The following is a 19,007-nucleotide window of genomic DNA, read 5'->3' as shown; positions in this document are numbered from 1 at the left end:
GAAGCGGCCTCTAAAGCGGCCGGCCCCGGCATGGACTATAATGGGACAACTGAATTTAAGTAGGAGTAACACATGACTGCAGTAGCCGAAGACGTGATTCCGGCACCGATCGTTTTCACCGACGCCGCGGCCGAGAAAGTAGCGCAACTGATCGAAGAAGAGGGCAATCCTGACCTGAAGCTGCGCGTGTTCGTGCAGGGTGGCGGCTGCTCCGGCTTCCAATACGGCTTCACCTTTGACGAAATCGTCAACGAAGACGACACCACCATGGTGAAGAACGGCGTCCAGCTGCTGATCGACTCGATGAGCTACCAATACCTGGTAGGCGCGGAGATCGACTACAAGGACGACCTGGAAGGCGCGCAATTCGTGATCAAGAACCCATCCGCGACCTCGACCTGCGGCTGCGGTTCCTCCTTCTCCGTATAAGCCAGCTTCACAGCTTAGCCCGTGGCAACCTAGGGGCTTGACCCCAAGGTTGCCACGGGTTCGTCCGTTAACGCGGATACAAAGCGCCGAGGATGCGTTCCCCGCGCGCGCCTGTCACCGATGGCAGGTTGCCGGGCTGGCGCTCGCCGAAACGGAAGGCGAGCCAGGCAAACACCATCGCTTCCACGCGGTTGGGCGGCACGCCCAGCGCGTCGGTCGACTCGACTTTGGTTCCTTCCCCCAACTCCGCCTGAAGTTCGCGCATGAGCGTGGCGTTATAGGCGCCTCCGCCGCAGACGTAAACCGCTTCCGATCCGTGCTGCGTAATTTCGCGCGCCAGGGATACGGCGGTCAGGCGTAACAGGGTGAACATCACGTCTTCCGGCTTGGCGCCTGCGAAGGGCGCCAGGCGCGCATCGAGCCAGTCGGTGTGGAACAGGTCGCGGCCGGTGCTTTTGGGCGGGACCAGGGCGAAGTAGGGCTCGGCCAGCAGTGCGGCCAGCAGGCCGGGCACTTCCTGGCCCGTCGCGGCCCAGGCGCCGCTGTCGTCGAATTCCAATCCTTTGTGGCGCGAAATCCAGGCATTCATCAGCACATTGCCTGGCCCGGTGTCATAGCCGCCCACCGTGCCATCCTTGTGCAGCACCGAGATATTGGCGATGCCGCCGATATTGGCCAGTACGCGGGTCTTGCCTTCCTTGCCGAACAGCGCCTTGTGCCCGGCCGGAACCAGGGGGGCGCCCTGGCCACCCGCCGCCACGTCGCGCGAGCGGAAATCGGCGACGACGTCGATGCCGCACAGTTCCGCCATCAGGGACGCATTGATGATCTGGCGCGTGAAGCCCAGTTCGGGGCGGTGGCGGATGGTCTGGCCATGCGCGCCCGCAGCGCGCACGTCGGCGGATTTCACTTCCGCCTTGGCCAGCAATTGGGCCACGCAGTCGGCATAGAGTTCGGCCACCTTATTAGCCGCCAGCGCCTCGCGTTCGATCTCGTTCGGCGAGGCAGCCTGCAGCGCCATCAGCTCGTCGCGCAGCGATTGGGGGAATTCCACATAGGCGGCCGACATGGTGCGCGCGGCGCCCGCCCAGAAGTCGACCAGGACACCATCCACGCCATCCAGGCTGGTACCCGACATTAATCCGATATAGAGGCTCATGGGTGTATTGTAGTTCGGCCGCGGCCCGGCCAAACGAACAAAAGGCGCACAAATGTGCGCCTTTTGTTCGTTTCCCCCTGCCTTACTTGGCAGCGACGGTGCTTGCTTTGTCGTTCGGACGCAGCAGGGCGAAGCGGTGGATCATGTCGCCGGCCACCGATTTGAAGCGGGCCAGTTCGGCCGTCGTCAGCGGAGCTTGCGCCGTGATGTTCAGCTTGCCCGGGTCCTGGGCTTCGCCTGCCACACGGAACTCGTAGTGCAGGTGGGCGCCGGTCGACCAGCCGGTCGAGCCGACGTAGCCGATGATGTCGCCCTGGCTGACCTTGGCGCCCTTCTTCATGCCATTGCCGATGCGGCTCATGTGGGCGTAAGCGGTGGAGTAGTTGGCCCAGTGCTTGATCACGACCATATTGCCGTAGCCGCCTTGCACGCCGGCGAAGTCGATCACGCCGTCACCGGCGGCGCGGATCGGGGTGCCCGTCGCCGCGGCGAAGTCGGTGCCCTTGTGCTGCTTCCAGTTGCCGGAAATCGGGTGCGAGCGCATGCCGAAGCCGGACGAGATACGCGAGAATTCCAGCGGCGATTTCAGGAAGGCTTTCTTCAGCGATTTGCCGTCGAAACTGTAGTAGCCGCCGCCCGATTTGGTCAGCGGGTCTTCAAACCAGACGCTCTGGTAGGTGGTGCCCTTGTTGGTGAATTCGCCCGCCAGGATGCGGCCGGCGCGCACGAACTCGCCGTCCTGCCAGAAGGTTTCGTACACCACGTTGAATCGGTCGCCACGCTTCAGGTCGGAACGGAAGTCGATGTTGGTGGAGAACATTTCAATGATCTGCGCGACGATCGAGTCGGGCAGGCTGCTGCCGTCGGAACTGGAGTCGGTCGCGGCATACAGGGTCGAGGTGATTTCACGCGCGCGCATTTCGACGCGGCGTTCCAGCTTCGCGGCGATTTCCTCAGCCGTGAACTCTGCGTCCCCCGAACGGGAGACCATAATATTCTTGACGGGATTGTCTTTGCCGTCCACAACGGTGGCTTTCAGCCACAGCAGGTTGCCGTTATCGTCGGTCTGCGCCTGCACGCGTTTGCCGCTGCGCAGCTGCATAATGGCGCGCGCGGTCTTGTCTTTCTTGATGAAGGATTCTGCTGCTTCGTCTTCCACGCCCAAACGGTTGAGCAGCGTGGCGAGGGTGTCGCCGGCGCGGATCTTTTCTTCGTGGACGTATTTCTGGGAAGACTCTTGCTGCTGCAGGGCTGCAATCTGCGTGGTCAGGTCGGGCAGGGCGATATCCTGGGCGATGGTCTTGACCGGCAGGTCGCTCGCATCAGGGGCGAGCGGAGCCACGCCAGCGGCGCCAAAAGCGCATACGGCGAGGAAGATCGCCGATGCGCTGATGATTCGCGACTTACGTGTCGAACCTAGCAGATTGTGCAAGCGTGAGCTTGTGAACTTGTTTATAGGGTTCATGCAATCAGTTAAAATTTGCCGCTTGAACTTTTAGGATTCTTGGTATTTTGTTCTAAGTTGTTGATTTAATTCGATTTCATCGGGCAATATTGATGGGATCGGGCATTATAACAAAGTCCTGAGCCGTGCCAACAATTTGAGAGAATCTCGCAAAAAATGGATACAGACAAGAAAATCCTGCCGCTGAGCGATAGCGTCCAGGAAGCCCTCGCCATCACCAAACGTGGTGTGGATGAGCTCATCATCGAAAGCGAATTTGCTCAAAAGCTGGCGCGCTCGGAAAAGACCGGCGTGCCGCTGCGTATCAAATTGGGCCTGGATCCGACCGCGCCCGACCTGCACCTGGGCCATACCGTGGTGCTGAACAAGATGCGCCAGCTGCAGAACCTGGGCCATCAGGTGATCTTCCTGATCGGCGACTTTACGTCCATGATCGGCGACCCGTCGGGCCGCAATGTGACCCGTCCGCCGCTGACCCGCGAGCAGATCGAGCTGAACGCCCAGACTTACTTCAAGCAGGCGTCGCTGGTGCTGGATGCGGGCAAGACGGAAATCCGCTACAACTCCGAGTGGTGCGATCCGCTGGGCGCGCGCGGCATGATCCAGTTGTCCTCGCGCTACACCGTGGCGCGCATGATGGAGCGCGACGACTTTTCCAAGCGTTTCAAGAACGGCACGCCGATTTCCGTGCACGAGTTCCTGTACCCGCTGATGCAGGGCTACGACTCCGTGGCCCTGAAGGCCGACCTGGAGCTGGGCGGCACCGACCAGAAGTTCAACCTGCTGGTTGGCCGAGAGTTGCAAAAGGATTATGGCCAGGAACAGCAGTGCATCCTGACCATGCCGCTGCTGGAAGGCCTGGATGGCGTCGACAAGATGTCCAAGTCCAAGAACAACTATATTGGTATCACCGAACCGGCCAACACCATGTTCGCCAAGGTGATGTCGATTTCGGACGTGATGATGTGGCGTTACTACGACTTGCTGTCGTGGCAGTCGATCGAGCACATCGCCGGCTTGAAGAAGGCGATCGAAGGCGGTGCGAATCCGCGTGATGCCAAAGTGGCACTGGCGCAGGAAATCGTGGAACGCTTCCACTCGCGTCAAGCGGCGGAGGATGCGCTGGCGGACTTCGTCAACCGTTCCAAGGGCGGGATTCCGGATGATGTGCCGGAAGTGGCCCTGGCTGGCGCGCCGGTCGGGATTGGCCAACTGCTGAAGCAGGCCAACCTGTGTGCTTCGACCTCCGAGGCGCTGCGCATGATTGACCAGGGCGGCGTAAGGATCGACGGTACCGTGGTCAGCGATAAAGGGCTGAAGATTGAAGCCGGCACCTTCGTGCTGCAGGTCGGCAAGCGCAAATTTGCGAAAGTGACGCTGTCGGCATGATCGGGCTGCTGCAGCGGGTGACGTCCGCCAAGGTCGTTGTTGACGGCGAGACAACTGGCGCCATCGATGGCGGCCTGATGGTGCTGGTGTGCGCGGAGAAGGGCGATACCGAGAAGGAGGCGGACCAGTTGCTGGCCAAACTCCTGTCGTATCGCGTGTTTTCCGACGATGCTGGCAAAATGAACAAGTCGGTGACGGATGTCGCCGGCGGTTTGTTGCTGGTGCCGCAGTTCACCTTGGCTGCGGATACCAATTCCGGCACGCGGCCGTCGTTCAGTCCGGCGGCGGCGCCGGCTGATGGCAAGCGCTTGTTCGATTATTTTGTTGCGCAGGCACGCTCGAAACACCCGGTCGTTGGGACTGGGGTGTTTGGGGCGGATATGAAGGTGTCGCTGACTAATGATGGGCCGGTGACGTTCTGGTTGCAGGTGGGGCCTAAAACTTAAAACCGGTAAACCGGGGTCTGACCCGCAGGGTCAGACCCCGTCTGCTCATCGGTCGTGGGTTTGGTTCGAGGCTTTTGACTTTCGGCGAAGATCAAAGGCTCTAAACTTTACCCCAAACAGACGAACAGACAGGGTCTGACCCTGCGGGTCAGACCCTGGTTTACCGGTTCAAAAAAGCAAGCTGGGAGACAAAGATGAAAATCTGGAGCGATTCCTTCAAGGATGGCGCCGCCATCCCCGGCGAGTTTGCCTTCGCCGTGCGCGACCCGGCCACGAACGTGCGCCTGTCGTCCAACAAGAACCCCCACCTGGCCTGGTCCGACGTCCCTTCCGGCACCGAGTCCCTGGTCCTGCTCTGCATCGACGGCGATGCCCCCACCGACGGCACGTACGTCAATAAGGAAGGACACACGCTCCCGGCCAGCATGCCGCGCGCCGACTTTTATCATTGGTCCCTGGTCGACATCCCGCCCACCCGCGGCAGCATCGCCGCCGGCGAGTTTTCGAAAGAAGTCACGCCGAAAGGCAAACCATCCAGCCTGCCCGCGCCCCTGCGCCACGGCGTCAATGACTACACCGGCTGGTTCGCCGGCGACAAGGACATGGCAGGCGACTATTACGGCTACGACGGCCCATGCCCGCCATGGAACGACGAACGCACCCACCACTACGTTTTCCGCCTGTTCGCGCTGGACATCCCGCGCCTGGAGCTGGAAGGCCGCTTCACCTGCCAGGACGTGCTGCAAGCCATCCACGGCCATATCGTCGACGAGGCGCAGGTGATCGGCAGCTACTCACTGTTTGCATGACTAGAATCCTGCTGATCCGCCACGGCGAAACCGCCTGGAACGCCGTGCGCCGCCTGCAAGGGCACACCGACATCCCCCTGAATGAAGAAGGCGAGCGCCAGGCCGAAGCCCTGGCGCAGGCGCTGGCCGAGGAGAAGCTGGACGCTATCATATCGAGTGATTTGGCGCGCGCCGTGCAAACGGCGCAGGCGGTGGCTGTTCACCATCCACATATCCGCTTGCACACCGACGCTGGCTTGCGTGAGCGCGGCTACGGCGCTTTTGAAGGGCTCTTATATACCGAGATTGCCGAACGCTACCCGGTCGAATTCGCCGAATGGCAGGCAAGGGATGTGGACGCCGTAATGCCGGCGGGGGCGCGGATGGCCGAGAGCTTCCGCCAGTTCTACCAGCGTTGCCAGGACGGCATCGCTCGATGGGCTGCGCGCTTCCCACAGCAGTCCATTTTGATCGTGGCCCACGGCGGCGTGCTGGAATGCGCCTACCGCGCGGCTTGCGGCCTGTCGATCGACGGGCCGCGCGATTTCCAGGTCAAGAACGCCAGCATCAACCGCTTTGCGTTCAGCGACGGTCTGCTGGTCCTGGAGCAGTGGGGGGACGCGGCACACCTCCAGGCTGCCGCGCGGGACGATATCGTCTGAATCCATGTCGTTCGCCCGGCCATAATGCCGTTCCAGGACGGACGGCCTGCCCTGACTACCGTTGGATCAAGAGCCGCCGCGCAGTGAAGAGGGAGTCCTTGGCTGCTGTCCGCGCAGTTGCGTTTCGCGCGCGGCCAGGTTGGCGACGACTTCCTCCACCTTCGCTCTTGCCTGCCGCAGCTGGTCCAATACCTCGGTCGCCTGTTGAAGGTCGTTCTCATCGCTGAAGATCAGCTTATCGTCCTTAACAGTCACGTTGAACAGGTGGGTCTGCATGAAGGCTACTACTTTGCGGTGCTGTGTTGTCATGCGGCGCACGGCTTCACCGTAATCGCCGGCAAAGGAGTACAGCATGGCCGTTGTGTTGTCGTTCTTGGCGCGGAATTCGGGCTGGCTGGACATTGAGCTTTTTGCAATGCCCTCCTCACGTTCCTTGATGGCGGCGTTCAATTCGGTCAGCGTGTTTTCAAGAATCCATTCCGCCTGGTCGATCACTCTTTCAGCATTGGCCAGGTACTGGGTGTTGGCCAGATTCTTTGCTATAAAGTACTCATCATAGTGGGCCGCCTTCATTTCTTTTTCTTGCCGTTTGAAGGCTTTGTTGAACCTGATGATACTTTTGCCTATCGAGCGTATGACCTGGTCCAGGGGCTCGAAGCCTACGCTGCCGATTTCCACGCTGCGGTAGGACGATTCGGGTGCGGTGCGCAAATCGTCTTCCAGCTTATCGATCAAGGCCCACGCACTGGCGTTCAGCTGTGCGCCGAATTCCATCGACCATTGCCGGACCGTGTTGCTGACCGCCGTCGTCATTGCCGGACGCAGCCGCCGGAACTCCGCCATGGCGGGATCGGCATCGATGCGCCGCAATTCGGCGGCTTCCGCGCTGCTAGGGGAGCCGAAGCTGCCGGTCGCCGCGCGCGATTCGCGTGCACGAAATGCCGGTGAGTTGACCAGCTTGGCCAGTTGTGCAGCCAGCTGAGGGTGAATAATCCTGGCCAGGCTGGGTGTCAGGCGCCGGATCAATTCATCTTCGGTCGTATGGCGGGCAAAAAGTAGCGCGAATTGGCGTTCGAAGTCGCCGATCCCTGCCGGCGCCGGCTGGCGGCGCAGGTACTCGTGCAGCTGGATGTTTTCGATGATCTGGCGCAGGTTCGCGGCATGGGCAGGGCTGACCACGGCGGCGCTTGCGGCTGGCGGTGTATCGGGCTCCGCGACGGCCATGGCGGGCGCGCCGAAAGACAGGAGCAGGGCGTAAAGAAGGGCGTTCAGTCGGGCGGGATAGGTCATTTGCCTAAAATTTTAGCCTATTGGCACGGCGGCAACAAATATTCCGAAAAATAGTGCTTAGTTTTTGGGCAGCGGATCGGTTAAAATACCCCCCTTTCCCGCCATGTCTTACGGATTTACTAAGTGAAAATCGGACCTCACGAGCTCCGCAATAACGTCTTTGTCGCGCCCATGGCTGGCGTGACGGACCGCCCATTCCGCCAATTGTGCAAGGAATTGGGCGCGGGCTATGCGGTGTCCGAGATGGCGGCGTCCAACCCGCGCCTGTGGGCCAGCGAGAAGTCGTCGCGCCGCACCGACCACACGGGCGAGATGGAGCCGAAGGCGGTGCAGATCGCCGGCGCGGTGCCGGAAGAACTGGCCGATTGCGCCAAGTTCAACGTCGACCGGGGCGCCCAGATCATCGATATCAATATGGGCTGCCCGGTGAAAAAGGTCTGCAACAACTGGTGCGGTTCGGCCCTGTTGCAGCATGAAGACCTGGTCCAGCGCATCCTGGAAGCGGTGGTGCCGGCCGTGAACGTGCCCGTCACCCTGAAATTCCGCACCGGCTGGAACCGCGAGAACAAGAACGCCCTGCGCATCGCCCGCATCGCCGAGCAAGCCGGCATCCAGATGCTGACGCTGCACGGCCGCACCCGCGCCGACGGCTATACCGGCGACGCCGAATACGACACCATTGCCGCCGTCAAGGCCGCAGTCAACATCCCGGTGGTCGCCAACGGCGATATCACCACCCCTGAGAAAGCGCGTTATGTGCTCGACAAGACCGGCGCCGATGCCGTCATGATCGGCCGCGCCGCCCAGGGACGTCCCTGGATCTTCCGCGAAATCGACCATTTCCTGCGCACCGGCGAACATCTGCCGGCGCCACTGGTGGCCGAGGTGCGCAAGCTGATGGACGAACACCTGCAGGCCCATTACGCCTTCTACGGCGAATTCCTGGGCGTGCGCACCGCGCGCAAGCATATCGGCTGGTATGTGCGCGACCTCCCGGGCGGGGAGGAATTCCGGCAGGAGATGAACCGCCTCGAGTCGACCGCAGAACAACTGCGCGCAGTCGACAGTTTCTTCGAATCCCAATGGAAATACGGCGAGCGGTTACAATACCGCCTCGCCGAAGAACCGCTGGCTGCGTGAACCGCGCCTGCACTGGCAATAGTTAGCAACATACAGACAAAAAATGAGCAAAGAAAGCATTCAGGAAGTAGTCCAGAAAAGCCTGGAAGACTACTTCAATGACCTGGGCGAGCAGCAAGCTTCGAACGTTTACGACATGGTGGTGATGACCGTTGAGCGTCCTATCCTCGAAGTGGTGATGGGCCGCGCAGACGGCAACCAGTCGCACGCAGCCCAGATGCTGGGCATTAACCGCAATACTTTGCGCAAGAAATTACAGGAACACGGCCTGCTCTAAGGCTGATTCCGCGTCCCGGTCCCTACTCAGGCCGCGACGGGCCGTGGGGCCGGTGGGTTCGACAGATTTCCCATAACCTTCCCCCCACAGCTATGATCAAACAAGCTCTCATCTCCGTTTCCGACAAGACCGGCGTGCTGGATTTCGCCAAGGCCCTGTCGGCCATGGGCGTCAACATCCTGTCCACCGGCGGCACCGCAAAACTGCTGGCCGATAACGGCGTGCCGGTCACCGAAGTGGCCGACTACACCGGTTTCCCGGAAATGCTGGATGGCCGCGTGAAGACGCTGCACCCGAAAGTCCACGGCGGCATCCTGGCGCGCCGCGACTTCCCTGAGCACGTCGCCAAGCTGGAAGAGCACAGCATCCCGACCATCGACATGGTGGTGGTGAACCTGTATCCGTTCCAGGCGACCGTGGCCAAGGCCGAATGCTCGCTGGAAGACGCGATCGAGAATATCGACATCGGCGGCCCGGCCATGCTGCGCTCCGCCGCCAAGAACCACAAGGATGTGGTGGTGATCTGCGACCCGCACGACTACGGCGCGGTGCTGGCGGAAATGAAGGGCACCGACAACGCCCCCGGCTACGTTACCTACGAAACCCGCTTCAACCTGGCCAAGAAAGTCTATGCGCACACCGCGCAGTACGACGGCGCCATCACCAACTACTTCTCCAGCCTGGGCCCGGACCGCAAGCACGAGACCCGTTCCGCCTACCCGGCAACTCTGAATGTGGCCTTCGAGAAGGTGCAGGACATGCGCTACGGCGAAAACCCGCACCAGTCGGCCGCCTTCTACCGCGACCTGGCCCCGGTGGCCGGCGCGCTGGCCAACTACCGCCAGCTGCAGGGCAAGGAGCTCTCGTTCAATAACATCGCCGACGCCGATGCGGCGTGGGAGTGCGTGAAGTCCATGGGCTCCACCGCCTGCGTGATCATCAAGCACGCCAACCCGTGCGGCGTGGCCCTGGGCGCAAACGCCCTGGAAGCCTACCAGCGCGCGCTGAAGACCGATCCGACCTCCGCTTTCGGCGGCATCATCGCCTTCAACGTGGAAGTGGATGGCGCTGCCGCCACCGAACTGGCCAAACTGTTCGTGGAAGTGCTGATCGCTCCTTCCTTCACCGCTGAAGCGCGCCAGATCATGTCCGCCAAGCAGAATGTGCGTCTGCTGGAAATCCCGCTGGGTGACGGCGTGAATGCGATGGACTTCAAGCGCGTGGGCGGCGGCCTGCTGGTGCAGTCGGCTGACGCGAAGAATGTGCTGCAGTCGGAACTGCGCGTGGTGACCAAGCTGCAGCCTACCCAGCAGCAGCTGGCGGACCTGATGTTCGCATGGCGCGTGGCCAAGTACGTCAAGTCGAACGCCATCGTCTTCTGCGGCGGCAATATGACGTTGGGCGTGGGTGCGGGGCAGATGTCGCGTATCGATTCGGCGCGTATTGCGTCGATCAAGGCGCAGAATGCCGGTCTGTCGCTGCAAGGCTCCGTGGTGGCTTCCGATGCGTTCTTCCCGTTCCGCGATGGCCTGGATGTGGTGGTGGATGCGGGGGCTACCTGCGTGATCCAGCCGGGCGGCTCCATGCGCGACCAGGAAGTGATTGATGCTGCCGATGAGCGTGGTGTGGTGATGCTGTACACCGGTACCCGTCACTTCCGTCATTAAAACCGGTAAACCAGTGTCAGACCCGAGGGTCTGACACTGTCTGCGCGAAGGCCGCAGGTGTTTTTGTGGCCGCAAACTGGGCTCAGACGGTGTCTGACCCTGTGGGTCTGACACCGGTTTACCGGTTTCTGCCGTAAAATCCCGGAATGATTATTCTCGGCATCGACCCCGGCTTGCGCACCACTGGCTTTGGCGTTATCCAAAAAGTGGGCAACAAGCTGCGCTACATCGCCTCCGGCACCATCAAGAGCGGCGAGGGGGAGCTGCCGCAGCGGCTTAAGGTCATCCTCGACGGCGTGGCCGAAGTGGCTGCCACCTACAAGCCCGATTGCGCCGCAATCGAAAAAGTCTTCGTCAACGTCAACCCGCAATCGACCCTGCTGCTGGGGCAAGCCCGCGGCGCTGCGATATGCGCACTGGTGACGCACGAACTCAACGTCGCCGAATACTCCCCGACCCAGTTGAAGCAAGCCGTTGTCGGCACCGGCCGCGCCACCAAGGCGCAGGTGCAGGACATGGTCGCGCGCCTGCTGGCGCTGCCCGGCCTGCCCGGCACCGATGCCGCCGATGCGCTGGGCATCGCGATCTGCCATGCCCACAGCCAGGCCACACTGTCGGTGGTCACCAACGTCCATCCCGCCTTGTCCGGACTGCGCATGAAGCGCGGCCGCCTGGTCGGCTAATCGAATCCAAAGGAACAATATGATCGGTCGTCTCACCGGCATCCTGCTCGAAAAGAATCCCCCGCAACTGCTGGTAGACGTGCAAGGCGTCGGCTATGAAGTCGATGTGCCGATGTCGACCTTTTACAACTTGCCCGGCGTGGGCGAAAAGGTCAGCCTGTTCACGCACCTGACGATCCGCGAAGACGCCCATCTGCTGTTCGGCTTCGGTAACGCCGAGGAGCGCGCTGTCTTCCGGCAATTGATCAAGATCAGCGGCGTCGGCGCGCGCACCGCGCTGTCGATCCTGTCCGGCCTGTCCATCGCCGATCTGGCGCAAGCTGTGACGCTGCAGGAAGCCGGCCGACTGGTGAAGATTCCCGGCATCGGCAAGAAAACCGCCGAACGCCTGCTGCTGGAACTGAAGGGTAAGCTGGGGGCCGACATCGGCGCAACCGGCGCGCATCCGGTCCACGATTCGCAATCCGATATCCTGAACGCGTTGCTGGCGCTGGGCTACTCGGATAAGGAAGCGCTGCAGGCGCTGAAGACCGTGCCTGCGGGTTCGACCGTCTCTGACGGCATCAAGCAAGCACTCAAAGCGCTGTCCAAAGGCTGATATTCGAACATGGAAATCAGGCGGATCCATGAACAAGCGCCTAGCCCGCTGGATCGCGAGGAGAACGTTTTTACGTCCGGCGAAGTGTTTGATATTGACCTTGTCGACGGTGAAATCAAACTGACAGTGCGGGCGGTCGAACCGTTCTCCAAGGCATACGATGCTGCGGAAGAGTGGGGCGATGAAGTCGAATCCTACGGCGCATTTGTAAACAATGGGCTGGTTGGCAAGGTAGAACTGGCGCCGACGTGGAATGAGCTGGCTTCCATCGAACATATTGTGGTCGCCCGCGAATTCCGTGGAAGGGGCGTCGCTACGGGACTGATTGATTTTGCAAAGTCTTGGGCGCTTGAGCGGCAACTCAAAGGCGTTCGGCTGGAGACGCAGACCAATAACGTCGCGGCGTGCAAAGTGTATTTTCGAAATGGCTTCCAGGTCGGCGGATTTGACCGGTTTTCGTATCGCACGCAGGCTGCCGTGGCCAACGAAACCGCGCTCTATCTTTACTGGTTCCCTGAAATGGTGAGCTAAACCAAAGCAAACATGAAACGAAATGTGATGGCAGCATGCCTCGCGCTCCTTGCTGTCTCGGTCGCGCATGCAAGTAAAGAGGCCAAGCCGTTTGCTATTGCGGCAGACGAATTCCTTTCTACCGAACTGCCGTTGATGGACAGCGCGGTGCAGGCGGACGATAGCAAATATTTCGGCGAGGCATACGCGCGCATGATGGCGCTCATTAGCCAGTATGGGGCGAAGATTGAAACTGCGCCGCGCTGCGCTGATGCCGTGATCGCCATGATCGTGGCAGGAATCTGTCGTACGCCTACACCGGATAAGCAATGCGAGGACCCTGCATTCCTGCCGCGTTTTGCGTCCAATGTGGAGCAATGTAAGCAAGCCGCGAATGCCGTCGCGCCGGAAGGGCCGCGCTGAAATGTCCTGCCAACCGAAGTCCACCGCCTTCCTGGCCATGTCGTGCGCGCTCTTAATATCGGCCTGCGGCGAGAAGGTAAGCGGCGTATCGGAAGAAGATGTCCGCATATCCAACCTGAAAATACTGCAGGGCAGCGCCAACAGCCTGATTGGCAAACCGCGCCTGGTAAAGCCCGAGGAGCCGGATTATGTTCCGGAACCGGTGGCACAGTCGCTGCGGTCGCAGCTTGCGAAATGGCCGAAGGGGCGCGAGCTGGCTGATATGCTCGCGCGCTGCTCCGGACAGCTGGTTTCGGAACGTCTTGGCGATAAATCCGCATGCTATAACGAGTACGATAATGAAGCCGATGAAGCCTGCCTCAAAAAGCACGGTTACGGCCTAGAGTCGCTGGGCCAGGCCGTGACTGCGGACCGTTTCGACTTGAATGGTGATGGCATCAAAGATTACATCATCTCCGACAGGTACTACTGCCGGGATTTTTCGAATAACCAGACCAATGCCTACTTCGTGATGCTCTCCGATTCGAAGAAGGGCTTCAAACCGGCACATGGGGATTGGGCTTCGTACGGGTTGCAAGTGCTTGACGATAAAGTCAATGGCAAGCTAGTCCTCGTTGAACAAGCGCCGAAGACGTATGGGTTGTACACAACCATTTACCAGCTGGCCGACTCCAAGTTCGTCCGAAAGTCTTGTGTGCTGCATGACAAGGACGGTTATAGTTCGTGCGACATGCCGGCGCCGCAAAGCTGATGCCTAAGGTAACGCTAGCGATCCAGCGGACTGAGGACGGCATTGCCGCCACGATTGAGGACGTGCGTATAAATCTGGGTCGTGCGAACGTCTTTGTGGCCGAGTAGCTCCTGGACGGTCCGAATGTCACAGCCGCTTTGCAGTAAATGCGTTGCAAAGCTATGGCGTAAGGTATGCGGCGTCACCTTCTTCTGGATATTGGCGTCCTGCGCAGCCTGCCTCACTGCACGCTGAACACGTTGTTCGTCAAAATGATGACGCCGGACTGCGCCCGAGCGCGGATCTTGCGAGAGGCTGTCTGCGGGAGAAACATATTGCCATTTCCATTCCCTTTCCGCTGCGGGATATTTTCGATCTAAGGCAAATGGCAAATAGACGTCTCCGCCGCCTTGATTGCAGTCGCGCTGATGTTGTAGCCTGACCAGATCCAGATGCGATGTGAGCGGCGCGACAAGCGATTCCGGCAGCATGGTGACGCGGTCCTTGGCGCCTTTCCCATTTCGGACTGTAATTTGCGGCATGTTGAAGTCAACATCCAGGACGCGCAAGCGGCAAGCCTCCATGAGGCGCAGTCCGCTGCCGTATAACAAAGATGCGATAAGCCAAACATTTCCCTCAGTTCGCGACAGTAAGGACTTCGCTTCGTCAATTGTCAGGACAGTTGGCAGGCGTTGGGGCTGCTTGGCGGAGACGACGTCTTTCAACCAGTCGACTTCGAGTTTCAGGACCTTTTGGTAAAGAAAGAGTAGGGCGGCTTTAGCCTGCGATTGAGTGGATGCCGATACGCGTCGATTGACGGCGAGATGGGTTAGAAAGGCTTCGATCTCATCTTTACCCATTTCGGCGGGATGGCGCTTCTTATGAAAAAGGATGTAGCGCCGGGCCCATTCTACGTAGGTGATTTCGGTTCGAATGCTGTAATGCATTGTTCGAATCAGCGCGCGAACGCGGTCAAGCAGCTTCGGCTCATTTGAATGCATGACGTTTTTCTCCGGCGGCGGGACGCTTTATGTTCGCGCGGTTTCAACCGGAGAACCTAGACATTGATCAATGTGGGATTAGGCGTCATAATGAAATTTATTAAAACGTCAATATGACGTCCACTTATCGTTCGGCTTTATGGATCAAATAACTCTAATCTGCCATGGCGTGCCCGCCTCCGCTGGCGCGGAGGCAGCTATCGACATTACGAAAGAATTTGCGGATCATCGCCCCTGGCAGGCGAATGTTCTTTGCACGTGGGACGGGCAAGCCTTGACGCTACGGGCGAATTCAGAAAATGACCCGAAGGGACTTGGTCTCGTCGATGAATTTTCGGATTGCATCTCGGCCTATATTGCTGAGGGCTTTGACGGCGGAATCACAGTCCATTCTGTAGTGCCGCTGCATGACTAAGTGGCCGAACAGAACAATCAACCGGACGGCTTCCGCGCTGCGCGCTCCAGCCGCCGGTTATCGCACACGTTGGGCTATATGAAGAAGGTACTCTTTATTTGCAGTCAGAATCAGCTGAGGAGCCCTACGGCGGAACAAGTGTTCTCGACTTGGATGGGACTGGAAGTTAGTTCCGCCGGCACAAACCACGATGCCGAAAACCCTGTGACTCCGGAGGCATTGGAGTGGGCCGACATCATCATTGTCATGGAACGCGCACATCGAAATAAGCTTCAGAAGAAATTCCGGTCTTCGCTGAACGGAAAGCGGATTGTGTGCCTTGAAATCCCCGATGAATATGACTTCATGGATCCGAGCCTCATTCGACTCCTCGAGGCAAAGGTTCCCCAATTTCTTCCTGCAGGTGCATTCAATGGCACATAATCGGCCCAACAAAATGTTCCAACGGACGCCTAGCGGCGCCGCTGAACCGCCACGTTGGGCTTACTTAGATTGAGATATCGATGGAAGAGATCGTCTACGATGGGACGCTCAAGACCAAAATCCGAATTGTGAACGAGTACTCCGCTGGCCAGCTGAAAGTCATCTGTCCAAAATGCAGTGAAACCGTAATAGTTGTGCTAACGGTAGAAGACATTATCAAGTATAAGAAAGCGCTGGGCCTTTACTGTCCCAACAATCATTTTTGGGTACATTTTGAACGCGGATGAGAACGCTGATCCCTATGCCCAACAATTCCGTCAACCGGACCACTGCATCGCTTCGCGCCGCAGCGGCCGGTTACGTCCAACGTTAGAAGACATGCTGCACCTAGAAATCGCCGAAATCCCTTACGAATCTGGAGGCCTGAGGTTTCGATACGCCCGATACCTTGCGGAAGACGGAAGCAAGTGGATACGCCATGGGCTGTTCGAGGCCTATCACGAGAACGGAACCCTTGCGTCCACTGGCACCTATTCACATGGGAATGAACAAGGCCTTTGGCGAGATTTTCATGACAATGCTCAGTTGGCAGCGGAAGGTCACTACGAGGGCGGAGTGGAAATTGGCACCTGGAGCTATTGGAGTCCCGATGGTCACAAAGAGCAATAATTGTCCTAACTTTCAGATCCAGCGGACGTGCTACAGCGGGCGTTGCCCGCTTCCGCACGCCGCTGAGCAATCACGTTGGGCTGAGAGACATGGCAACGGCTGAACTCCTAAAATCTTGGGCGGTGACAGAACGTCACTTGCTTGATGCGCGGGCATTTTTGGAGCCCGAAGTGGCTTCGTTACACTCCACGAGCTTGGAGCAGTTCGACGAGTTCCTCGAACATAATGAGCTAGGTTTGGCGTTCGATTGGCTGGAATCGATCACGCGCGAAAGCCAATGGTCAACGCTCCCGCTTCTGAATGCGCTCGAACGTGCGGCTTCGAACATGCATCGAGATGATGATGCTCGCGGGCTCCGGGACCGTATTCGCGAATTGGAGCCCGAATAATGCTTTTGCGGTCTCGCTATATGCCCAACAATTCCGTCAACCGGACCTCCGCATCGCTGCGCGCTGCTGCGTCCGGTTACGTCCAACGTTATGCATCATGAGTAATCGAACATTCGCGTGCCTCCATTGCCGCAAACTTCAACGCAAAGATCAAAACATCGAGGCTTTCTTTTGCCCGCTTTGCGGTCGCGAGAGCGTTCGTGTGCATTGGAAGCTTCATGTCCCGTCTCCGAAGAAAACAAAGAAGTGGAATTCTTTCTGGGATCGTTACTTGTACGAGCTGCGCCAGATCAAAGAGTTCAAGCACAACCCCAACATATCTGAGATTCGCTTGCCGCTCCTTAACCAGGTATTCCGTCGCCAAACCCGATGACCCTTACAATAACGCTTTGGCATAACCTCCAGTTCCAGCGGACGCCTACCGGCGCCGCTGAACAGCCACGTTATGCCCCATAGGAGCGGTATGAAATTTGCGTCACAACTATTTCTTTGTCTTATTTCGGTTGTATCAAGTTCAGCTGCCCTTGCCGAGCAACCCACCGATCCCAAAGCACAGTTGGAAATGAGTGCATTTATTTGCAAGCAAGACCAACAAGCAGCTGTATCCGCTGTTGCGCTAAGGGATAAGGGCAAGACAAAGGAAGAAATGGCAAGGCTACTTCCGGAGCGAGGGCCGAACAACAATCGCATGGCGCAATTGATGTATGAAGTACTCGATGACGTCTATGGATATCCGGAAATACGACAATTTCCTTACTATGTTTTCCGTTCTGAAGTCTGTTTTCGCGAAGCTCAGCGGAAGTCGATTCCTGTTGGTTTTAGATTAGTTGCTGCTGATGTTCTCGCCTGCCAATCGAAATATGGCGACAATGAAAAAAATGAGATCATTGATTGCATTCGGGATGCGATTATTAAAGGCAGCGGCACCAAGCCATAAACAAATGCATAACATGACATTCGAGTTCGCTGCACTTCGTTCCGCCGGACGCGCTGACGCGCGCCGCTCAATTCTACGTTAGATTTTGAAGAAGACTATGCGAACTGTTGGAGCTGTTTCTGTGTCAGACGACGCGTACTTCGCAGGCCGTCTTGTTTGCCCGAATTGCGGTGACACCAAATTCGGCTCGACCCAACATGCAGATGGAACATTGGTTCGTTGTTGTCATGGCTCCGTGAATGGCGAGACTCCGTGTGCCTTCAAATGGCCAAGTGCGGATGATGACAAGTACTTCTATCTCCCGCTCTCCTTCGTTATGGGCCGCAATGCAAAAATCTAACCTTCAGTTCCAGCGGACGCCTGACGGCGCCGCTGAACAAGCACGTTAGCGCACACATGGCAGAATTTCTTGTAAAGACTCTGGTTATCATTTGCTTCATTATGCTGTCTCGGTATGTGAAGTACTTGTGGTCGGCTCCAATTCATTTGGCGGGAACTGACATCGAACTTGATCAGGCCGTAGCGCGCACAATGATGTGCCTGCTCAATTTCCCGGCAGAGGGAAACGCACGTCGTGTATCGAGAATCCTAGGCTACTGTTTTGTGGCCGTTGAGTTGGAAGGCCTAGAAAACGGGCGTTGGAATGTAGAATGCAGGCGTCCGATGAAACCGAGGCTTCGCTCTTTCGTAATGCTTAAAGCTTTAGTCAAAGTTGCCGCCTCAATTGGTGGCGGAGCTGTAGTATTCATTGGGATGCAAACGCCGTGATCAAATGCGCTAACAATTCCTTCAAGCGGACGCCTGCCGGCGCCGCTGAATCGGCACGTTAGAAAGATAGACATATGCTCGGAAGTACCTTCATCTCAACAAAAATCTCGAAAGAACTGGTAAAGCTAGGGGATGATCTTGATGCACTGGAGGACTTCGTGCACGTTGCGCTGGACGAGCTTCTTACCCTTGATTTTGAAATGGCGCTTGACGGAGCCAACGTTAGCTGGGTCCATGGAGATCCAATTGTGTATGACGAGGCCTCTGGAATCGCCATTTTTCAGATCAATCCGACTGCTCTTCAAAAAGTGCTCGATCCGTGTTCGGCACTAGAGGTTGAACACCCTGAAGATATTGCCTTACTGAGAAAATTCATCACCGAGTATGGCGCCGATCATATCTACGAACTGGCCGCATTTTAACCATCAGCTTCAGCGGACGCCTGACTGCGCCGTCGTTGAATAGCGATGTTTGGCGCGAGCTCGCGCATCTTATTGGAGAACTATGAAATCTGTTTTGACCGCCCTGGCGTTTGCCGCAATTGCGTCTGGCTGCGCAATCGCCGGAACCGTTGCAAATGCTGTTCCTGGATCAAGCATCAAGACAGATGGGCTGCTCAATTACACCTATCAGCGATGGCTGTCTCAGGTAGCACAGGAACATCAGTGCAACTCGCCGAAAATTATTGAGGTTCAACCCAATGTTGCGCGCGTCCCGGTGTGATTTCGGAGAAGTGGATCGCCGACGTA

26 protein-coding genes are annotated in these 19,007 nt (G+C 58.3%); 22 read left to right on the top strand and 4 right to left on the bottom strand.

Annotated features, from left to right (window positions below):
* The first annotated feature begins 72 nt into the window (after positions 1–72).
* Positions 73–429, top strand: a complete 357-nt coding sequence (gene erpA / locus H597_RS0111655) for an iron-sulfur cluster insertion protein ErpA (protein WP_028102302.1) — start codon at positions 73–75, stop codon at positions 427–429.
* Positions 430–496: 67 nt separating this feature from the next.
* Here the strand turns inward: erpA and H597_RS0111650 are convergent, their stop codons facing one another.
* Both H597_RS0111650 and H597_RS0111645 read right to left on the bottom strand, forming a co-directional pair.
* Positions 497–1,588 carry an anhydro-N-acetylmuramic acid kinase gene (locus H597_RS0111650; RefSeq protein WP_028102301.1) on the bottom strand — a complete coding sequence of 364 codons (1,092 nt, stop codon included), beginning with the start codon at positions 1,586–1,588 and terminating at the stop codon, positions 497–499.
* A gap of 82 nt (positions 1,589–1,670) precedes the next feature.
* Positions 1,671–3,053, bottom strand: coding sequence for a M23 family metallopeptidase (locus H597_RS0111645; RefSeq protein WP_028102300.1), 1,383 nt, complete (start codon positions 3,051–3,053; stop codon positions 1,671–1,673).
* A 156-nt stretch (positions 3,054–3,209) separates the two neighbouring features.
* On the opposite strand from H597_RS0111645, the gene tyrS reads away from it, so the two are divergent.
* The 4 genes from tyrS (at position 3,210) to H597_RS0111625 (ending at position 6,338) form a co-directional block, all read left to right on the top strand.
* Positions 3,210–4,442: a tyrosine--tRNA ligase gene (gene tyrS / locus H597_RS0111640; RefSeq protein ID WP_051293713.1), complete on the top strand. Its 1,233-nt coding sequence runs from the start codon at positions 3,210–3,212 to the stop codon at positions 4,440–4,442.
* Positions 4,439–4,888 carry a D-aminoacyl-tRNA deacylase gene (gene dtd, locus H597_RS0111635; RefSeq protein WP_028102298.1) on the top strand — a complete coding sequence of 150 codons (450 nt, stop codon included), beginning with the start codon at positions 4,439–4,441 and terminating at the stop codon, positions 4,886–4,888. Before tyrS ends, dtd begins: the two co-directional genes overlap by 4 nt.
* 194 nt (positions 4,889–5,082) lie before the next feature.
* On the top strand, positions 5,083–5,697 hold the full coding sequence (locus tag H597_RS0111630; protein ID WP_028102297.1) for a YbhB/YbcL family Raf kinase inhibitor-like protein: 615 nt from the start codon (positions 5,083–5,085) through the stop codon (positions 5,695–5,697).
* Positions 5,694–6,338: a histidine phosphatase family protein gene (locus H597_RS0111625; protein ID WP_028102296.1), complete on the top strand. Its 645-nt coding sequence runs from the start codon at positions 5,694–5,696 to the stop codon at positions 6,336–6,338. Before H597_RS0111630 ends, H597_RS0111625 begins: the two co-directional genes overlap by 4 nt.
* A 66-nt stretch (positions 6,339–6,404) precedes the next feature.
* Here the strand turns inward: H597_RS0111625 and H597_RS0111620 are convergent, their stop codons facing one another.
* Positions 6,405–7,364, bottom strand: a complete 960-nt coding sequence (locus H597_RS0111620) for a hypothetical protein (RefSeq protein ID WP_211232037.1) — start codon at positions 7,362–7,364, stop codon at positions 6,405–6,407.
* A 39-nt stretch (positions 7,365–7,403) separates the two neighbouring features.
* On the opposite strand from H597_RS0111620, the gene H597_RS35695 reads away from it, so the two are divergent.
* The 9 genes from H597_RS35695 to H597_RS0111580 all read left to right on the top strand — a co-directional run bounded on the left by H597_RS35695 (position 7,404) and on the right by H597_RS0111580 (position 13,677).
* Positions 7,404–7,682, top strand: coding sequence for a hypothetical protein (locus H597_RS35695; protein ID WP_211232036.1), 279 nt, complete (start codon positions 7,404–7,406; stop codon positions 7,680–7,682).
* A 69-nt stretch (positions 7,683–7,751) separates the two neighbouring features.
* Positions 7,752–8,768: a tRNA dihydrouridine synthase DusB gene (gene dusB / locus H597_RS0111615; protein ID WP_083941059.1), complete on the top strand. Its 1,017-nt coding sequence runs from the start codon at positions 7,752–7,754 to the stop codon at positions 8,766–8,768.
* 43 nt (positions 8,769–8,811) lie between these two features.
* Positions 8,812–9,045, top strand: coding sequence for a helix-turn-helix domain-containing protein (locus tag H597_RS0111610; RefSeq protein WP_028102293.1), 234 nt, complete (start codon positions 8,812–8,814; stop codon positions 9,043–9,045).
* Positions 9,046–9,137: 92 nt separating this feature from the next.
* Complete coding sequence (gene purH / locus H597_RS0111605) at positions 9,138–10,712, top strand: bifunctional phosphoribosylaminoimidazolecarboxamide formyltransferase/IMP cyclohydrolase (protein ID WP_028102292.1); 1,575 nt, start codon at positions 9,138–9,140, stop codon at positions 10,710–10,712.
* A 146-nt stretch (positions 10,713–10,858) separates the two neighbouring features.
* The gene (ruvC, locus tag H597_RS0111600) at positions 10,859–11,395 is read left to right on the top strand and encodes a crossover junction endodeoxyribonuclease RuvC (RefSeq protein WP_028102291.1); all 537 of its coding nucleotides are present in this window, start codon (positions 10,859–10,861) and stop codon (positions 11,393–11,395) included.
* A 19-nt stretch (positions 11,396–11,414) separates the two neighbouring features.
* Complete coding sequence (gene ruvA / locus H597_RS0111595; protein WP_028102290.1) at positions 11,415–11,993, top strand: Holliday junction branch migration protein RuvA; 579 nt, start codon at positions 11,415–11,417, stop codon at positions 11,991–11,993.
* A gap of 9 nt (positions 11,994–12,002) precedes the next feature.
* Complete coding sequence (locus H597_RS0111590; RefSeq protein ID WP_028102289.1) at positions 12,003–12,524, top strand: GNAT family N-acetyltransferase; 522 nt, start codon at positions 12,003–12,005, stop codon at positions 12,522–12,524.
* 12 nt (positions 12,525–12,536) lie between these two features.
* Positions 12,537–12,926 (top strand): hypothetical protein, encoded by a 390-nt coding sequence (locus H597_RS0111585; protein WP_154668068.1) that lies wholly within the window; start codon positions 12,537–12,539, stop codon positions 12,924–12,926.
* Entirely contained in the window at positions 12,898–13,677 is a 780-nt protein-coding gene (locus H597_RS0111580; RefSeq protein ID WP_028102287.1) for a hypothetical protein, read from the top strand. Before H597_RS0111585 ends, H597_RS0111580 begins: the two co-directional genes overlap by 29 nt.
* 14 nt (positions 13,678–13,691) lie before the next feature.
* Here H597_RS0111580 and H597_RS0111575 read toward each other — a convergent pair whose 3' ends face one another.
* Entirely contained in the window at positions 13,692–14,657 is a 966-nt protein-coding gene (locus tag H597_RS0111575; protein ID WP_028102286.1) for an integron integrase, read from the bottom strand.
* Between the two features lie 139 nt (positions 14,658–14,796).
* Here H597_RS0111575 and H597_RS35370 point away from each other — a divergent pair, with 139 nt between their 5' ends.
* The 8 genes from H597_RS35370 (at position 14,797) to H597_RS34795 (ending at position 18,981) form a co-directional block, all read left to right on the top strand.
* On the top strand, positions 14,797–15,072 hold the full coding sequence (locus H597_RS35370; protein WP_028102285.1) for a hypothetical protein: 276 nt from the start codon (positions 14,797–14,799) through the stop codon (positions 15,070–15,072).
* A complete protein-coding gene (locus H597_RS0111565) occupies positions 15,073–15,495 on the top strand; it encodes a low molecular weight protein tyrosine phosphatase family protein (protein ID WP_371850726.1) in 423 nt (140 codons plus the stop codon).
* An 80-nt stretch (positions 15,496–15,575) separates the two neighbouring features.
* The gene (locus tag H597_RS35690; protein ID WP_028101337.1) at positions 15,576–15,782 is read left to right on the top strand and encodes a hypothetical protein; all 207 of its coding nucleotides are present in this window, start codon (positions 15,576–15,578) and stop codon (positions 15,780–15,782) included.
* Positions 15,769–16,164, top strand: coding sequence for a toxin-antitoxin system YwqK family antitoxin (locus H597_RS34080; protein WP_229632151.1), 396 nt, complete (start codon positions 15,769–15,771; stop codon positions 16,162–16,164). Before H597_RS35690 ends, H597_RS34080 begins: the two co-directional genes overlap by 14 nt.
* 89 nt (positions 16,165–16,253) lie before the next feature.
* Positions 16,254–16,553 carry a hypothetical protein gene (locus tag H597_RS0111555; RefSeq protein WP_028102283.1) on the top strand — a complete coding sequence of 100 codons (300 nt, stop codon included), beginning with the start codon at positions 16,254–16,256 and terminating at the stop codon, positions 16,551–16,553.
* 463 nt (positions 16,554–17,016) lie between these two features.
* On the top strand, positions 17,017–17,490 hold the full coding sequence (locus tag H597_RS34800; RefSeq protein ID WP_154668066.1) for a hypothetical protein: 474 nt from the start codon (positions 17,017–17,019) through the stop codon (positions 17,488–17,490).
* 842 nt (positions 17,491–18,332) lie between these two features.
* Positions 18,333–18,680, top strand: a complete 348-nt coding sequence (locus tag H597_RS0111540) for a hypothetical protein (protein ID WP_028102282.1) — start codon at positions 18,333–18,335, stop codon at positions 18,678–18,680.
* Between the two features lie 82 nt (positions 18,681–18,762).
* Positions 18,763–18,981 carry a hypothetical protein gene (locus H597_RS34795; RefSeq protein ID WP_154668065.1) on the top strand — a complete coding sequence of 73 codons (219 nt, stop codon included), beginning with the start codon at positions 18,763–18,765 and terminating at the stop codon, positions 18,979–18,981.
* Positions 18,982–19,007: the final 26 nt, after the last annotated feature.

The organism is Pseudoduganella violaceinigra DSM 15887, from assembly GCF_000425385.1.
Lineage (GTDB): Bacteria > Pseudomonadota > Gammaproteobacteria > Burkholderiales > Burkholderiaceae_D > Rugamonas > Rugamonas violaceinigra.
The sequence above is the reverse complement of the archived record's forward strand: the minus strand, read 5'-3'. Positions and strand labels throughout refer to the sequence as shown.

What these genes read in the sequence shown, in the direction of transcription:
- H597_RS0111540 (WP_028102282.1), top strand. Translation starts at nt 18,333, where the DNA reads ATGCTCGGAAGTACCTTCATCTCAACAAAAATCTCGAAAGAACTGGTA.
- H597_RS0111645 (WP_028102300.1), bottom strand. Translation starts at nt 3,053, where the DNA reads ATGAACCCTATAAACAAGTTCACAAGCTCACGCTTGCACAATCTGCTA.
- H597_RS34800 (WP_154668066.1), top strand. Translation starts at nt 17,017, where the DNA reads ATGAAATTTGCGTCACAACTATTTCTTTGTCTTATTTCGGTTGTATCA.
- H597_RS0111590 (WP_028102289.1), top strand. Translation starts at nt 12,003, where the DNA reads ATGGAAATCAGGCGGATCCATGAACAAGCGCCTAGCCCGCTGGATCGC.
- tyrS (WP_051293713.1), top strand. Translation starts at nt 3,210, where the DNA reads ATGGATACAGACAAGAAAATCCTGCCGCTGAGCGATAGCGTCCAGGAA.
- H597_RS0111580 (WP_028102287.1), top strand. Translation starts at nt 12,898, where the DNA reads ATGCCGTCGCGCCGGAAGGGCCGCGCTGAAATGTCCTGCCAACCGAAG.
- H597_RS0111630 (WP_028102297.1), top strand. Translation starts at nt 5,083, where the DNA reads ATGAAAATCTGGAGCGATTCCTTCAAGGATGGCGCCGCCATCCCCGGC.
- ruvC (WP_028102291.1), top strand. Translation starts at nt 10,859, where the DNA reads ATGATTATTCTCGGCATCGACCCCGGCTTGCGCACCACTGGCTTTGGC.
- H597_RS0111625 (WP_028102296.1), top strand. Translation starts at nt 5,694, where the DNA reads ATGACTAGAATCCTGCTGATCCGCCACGGCGAAACCGCCTGGAACGCC.
- H597_RS34795 (WP_154668065.1), top strand. Translation starts at nt 18,763, where the DNA reads ATGAAATCTGTTTTGACCGCCCTGGCGTTTGCCGCAATTGCGTCTGGC.
- H597_RS0111555 (WP_028102283.1), top strand. Translation starts at nt 16,254, where the DNA reads ATGGCAACGGCTGAACTCCTAAAATCTTGGGCGGTGACAGAACGTCAC.
- ruvA (WP_028102290.1), top strand. Translation starts at nt 11,415, where the DNA reads ATGATCGGTCGTCTCACCGGCATCCTGCTCGAAAAGAATCCCCCGCAA.
- H597_RS0111610 (WP_028102293.1), top strand. Translation starts at nt 8,812, where the DNA reads ATGAGCAAAGAAAGCATTCAGGAAGTAGTCCAGAAAAGCCTGGAAGAC.
- H597_RS0111585 (WP_154668068.1), top strand. Translation starts at nt 12,537, where the DNA reads ATGAAACGAAATGTGATGGCAGCATGCCTCGCGCTCCTTGCTGTCTCG.
- H597_RS35690 (WP_028101337.1), top strand. Translation starts at nt 15,576, where the DNA reads ATGGAAGAGATCGTCTACGATGGGACGCTCAAGACCAAAATCCGAATT.
- dtd (WP_028102298.1), top strand. Translation starts at nt 4,439, where the DNA reads ATGATCGGGCTGCTGCAGCGGGTGACGTCCGCCAAGGTCGTTGTTGAC.
- H597_RS0111650 (WP_028102301.1), bottom strand. Translation starts at nt 1,588, where the DNA reads ATGAGCCTCTATATCGGATTAATGTCGGGTACCAGCCTGGATGGCGTG.
- H597_RS0111575 (WP_028102286.1), bottom strand. Translation starts at nt 14,657, where the DNA reads ATGCATTCAAATGAGCCGAAGCTGCTTGACCGCGTTCGCGCGCTGATT.
- purH (WP_028102292.1), top strand. Translation starts at nt 9,138, where the DNA reads ATGATCAAACAAGCTCTCATCTCCGTTTCCGACAAGACCGGCGTGCTG.
- H597_RS35370 (WP_028102285.1), top strand. Translation starts at nt 14,797, where the DNA reads ATGGATCAAATAACTCTAATCTGCCATGGCGTGCCCGCCTCCGCTGGC.
- erpA (WP_028102302.1), top strand. Translation starts at nt 73, where the DNA reads ATGACTGCAGTAGCCGAAGACGTGATTCCGGCACCGATCGTTTTCACC.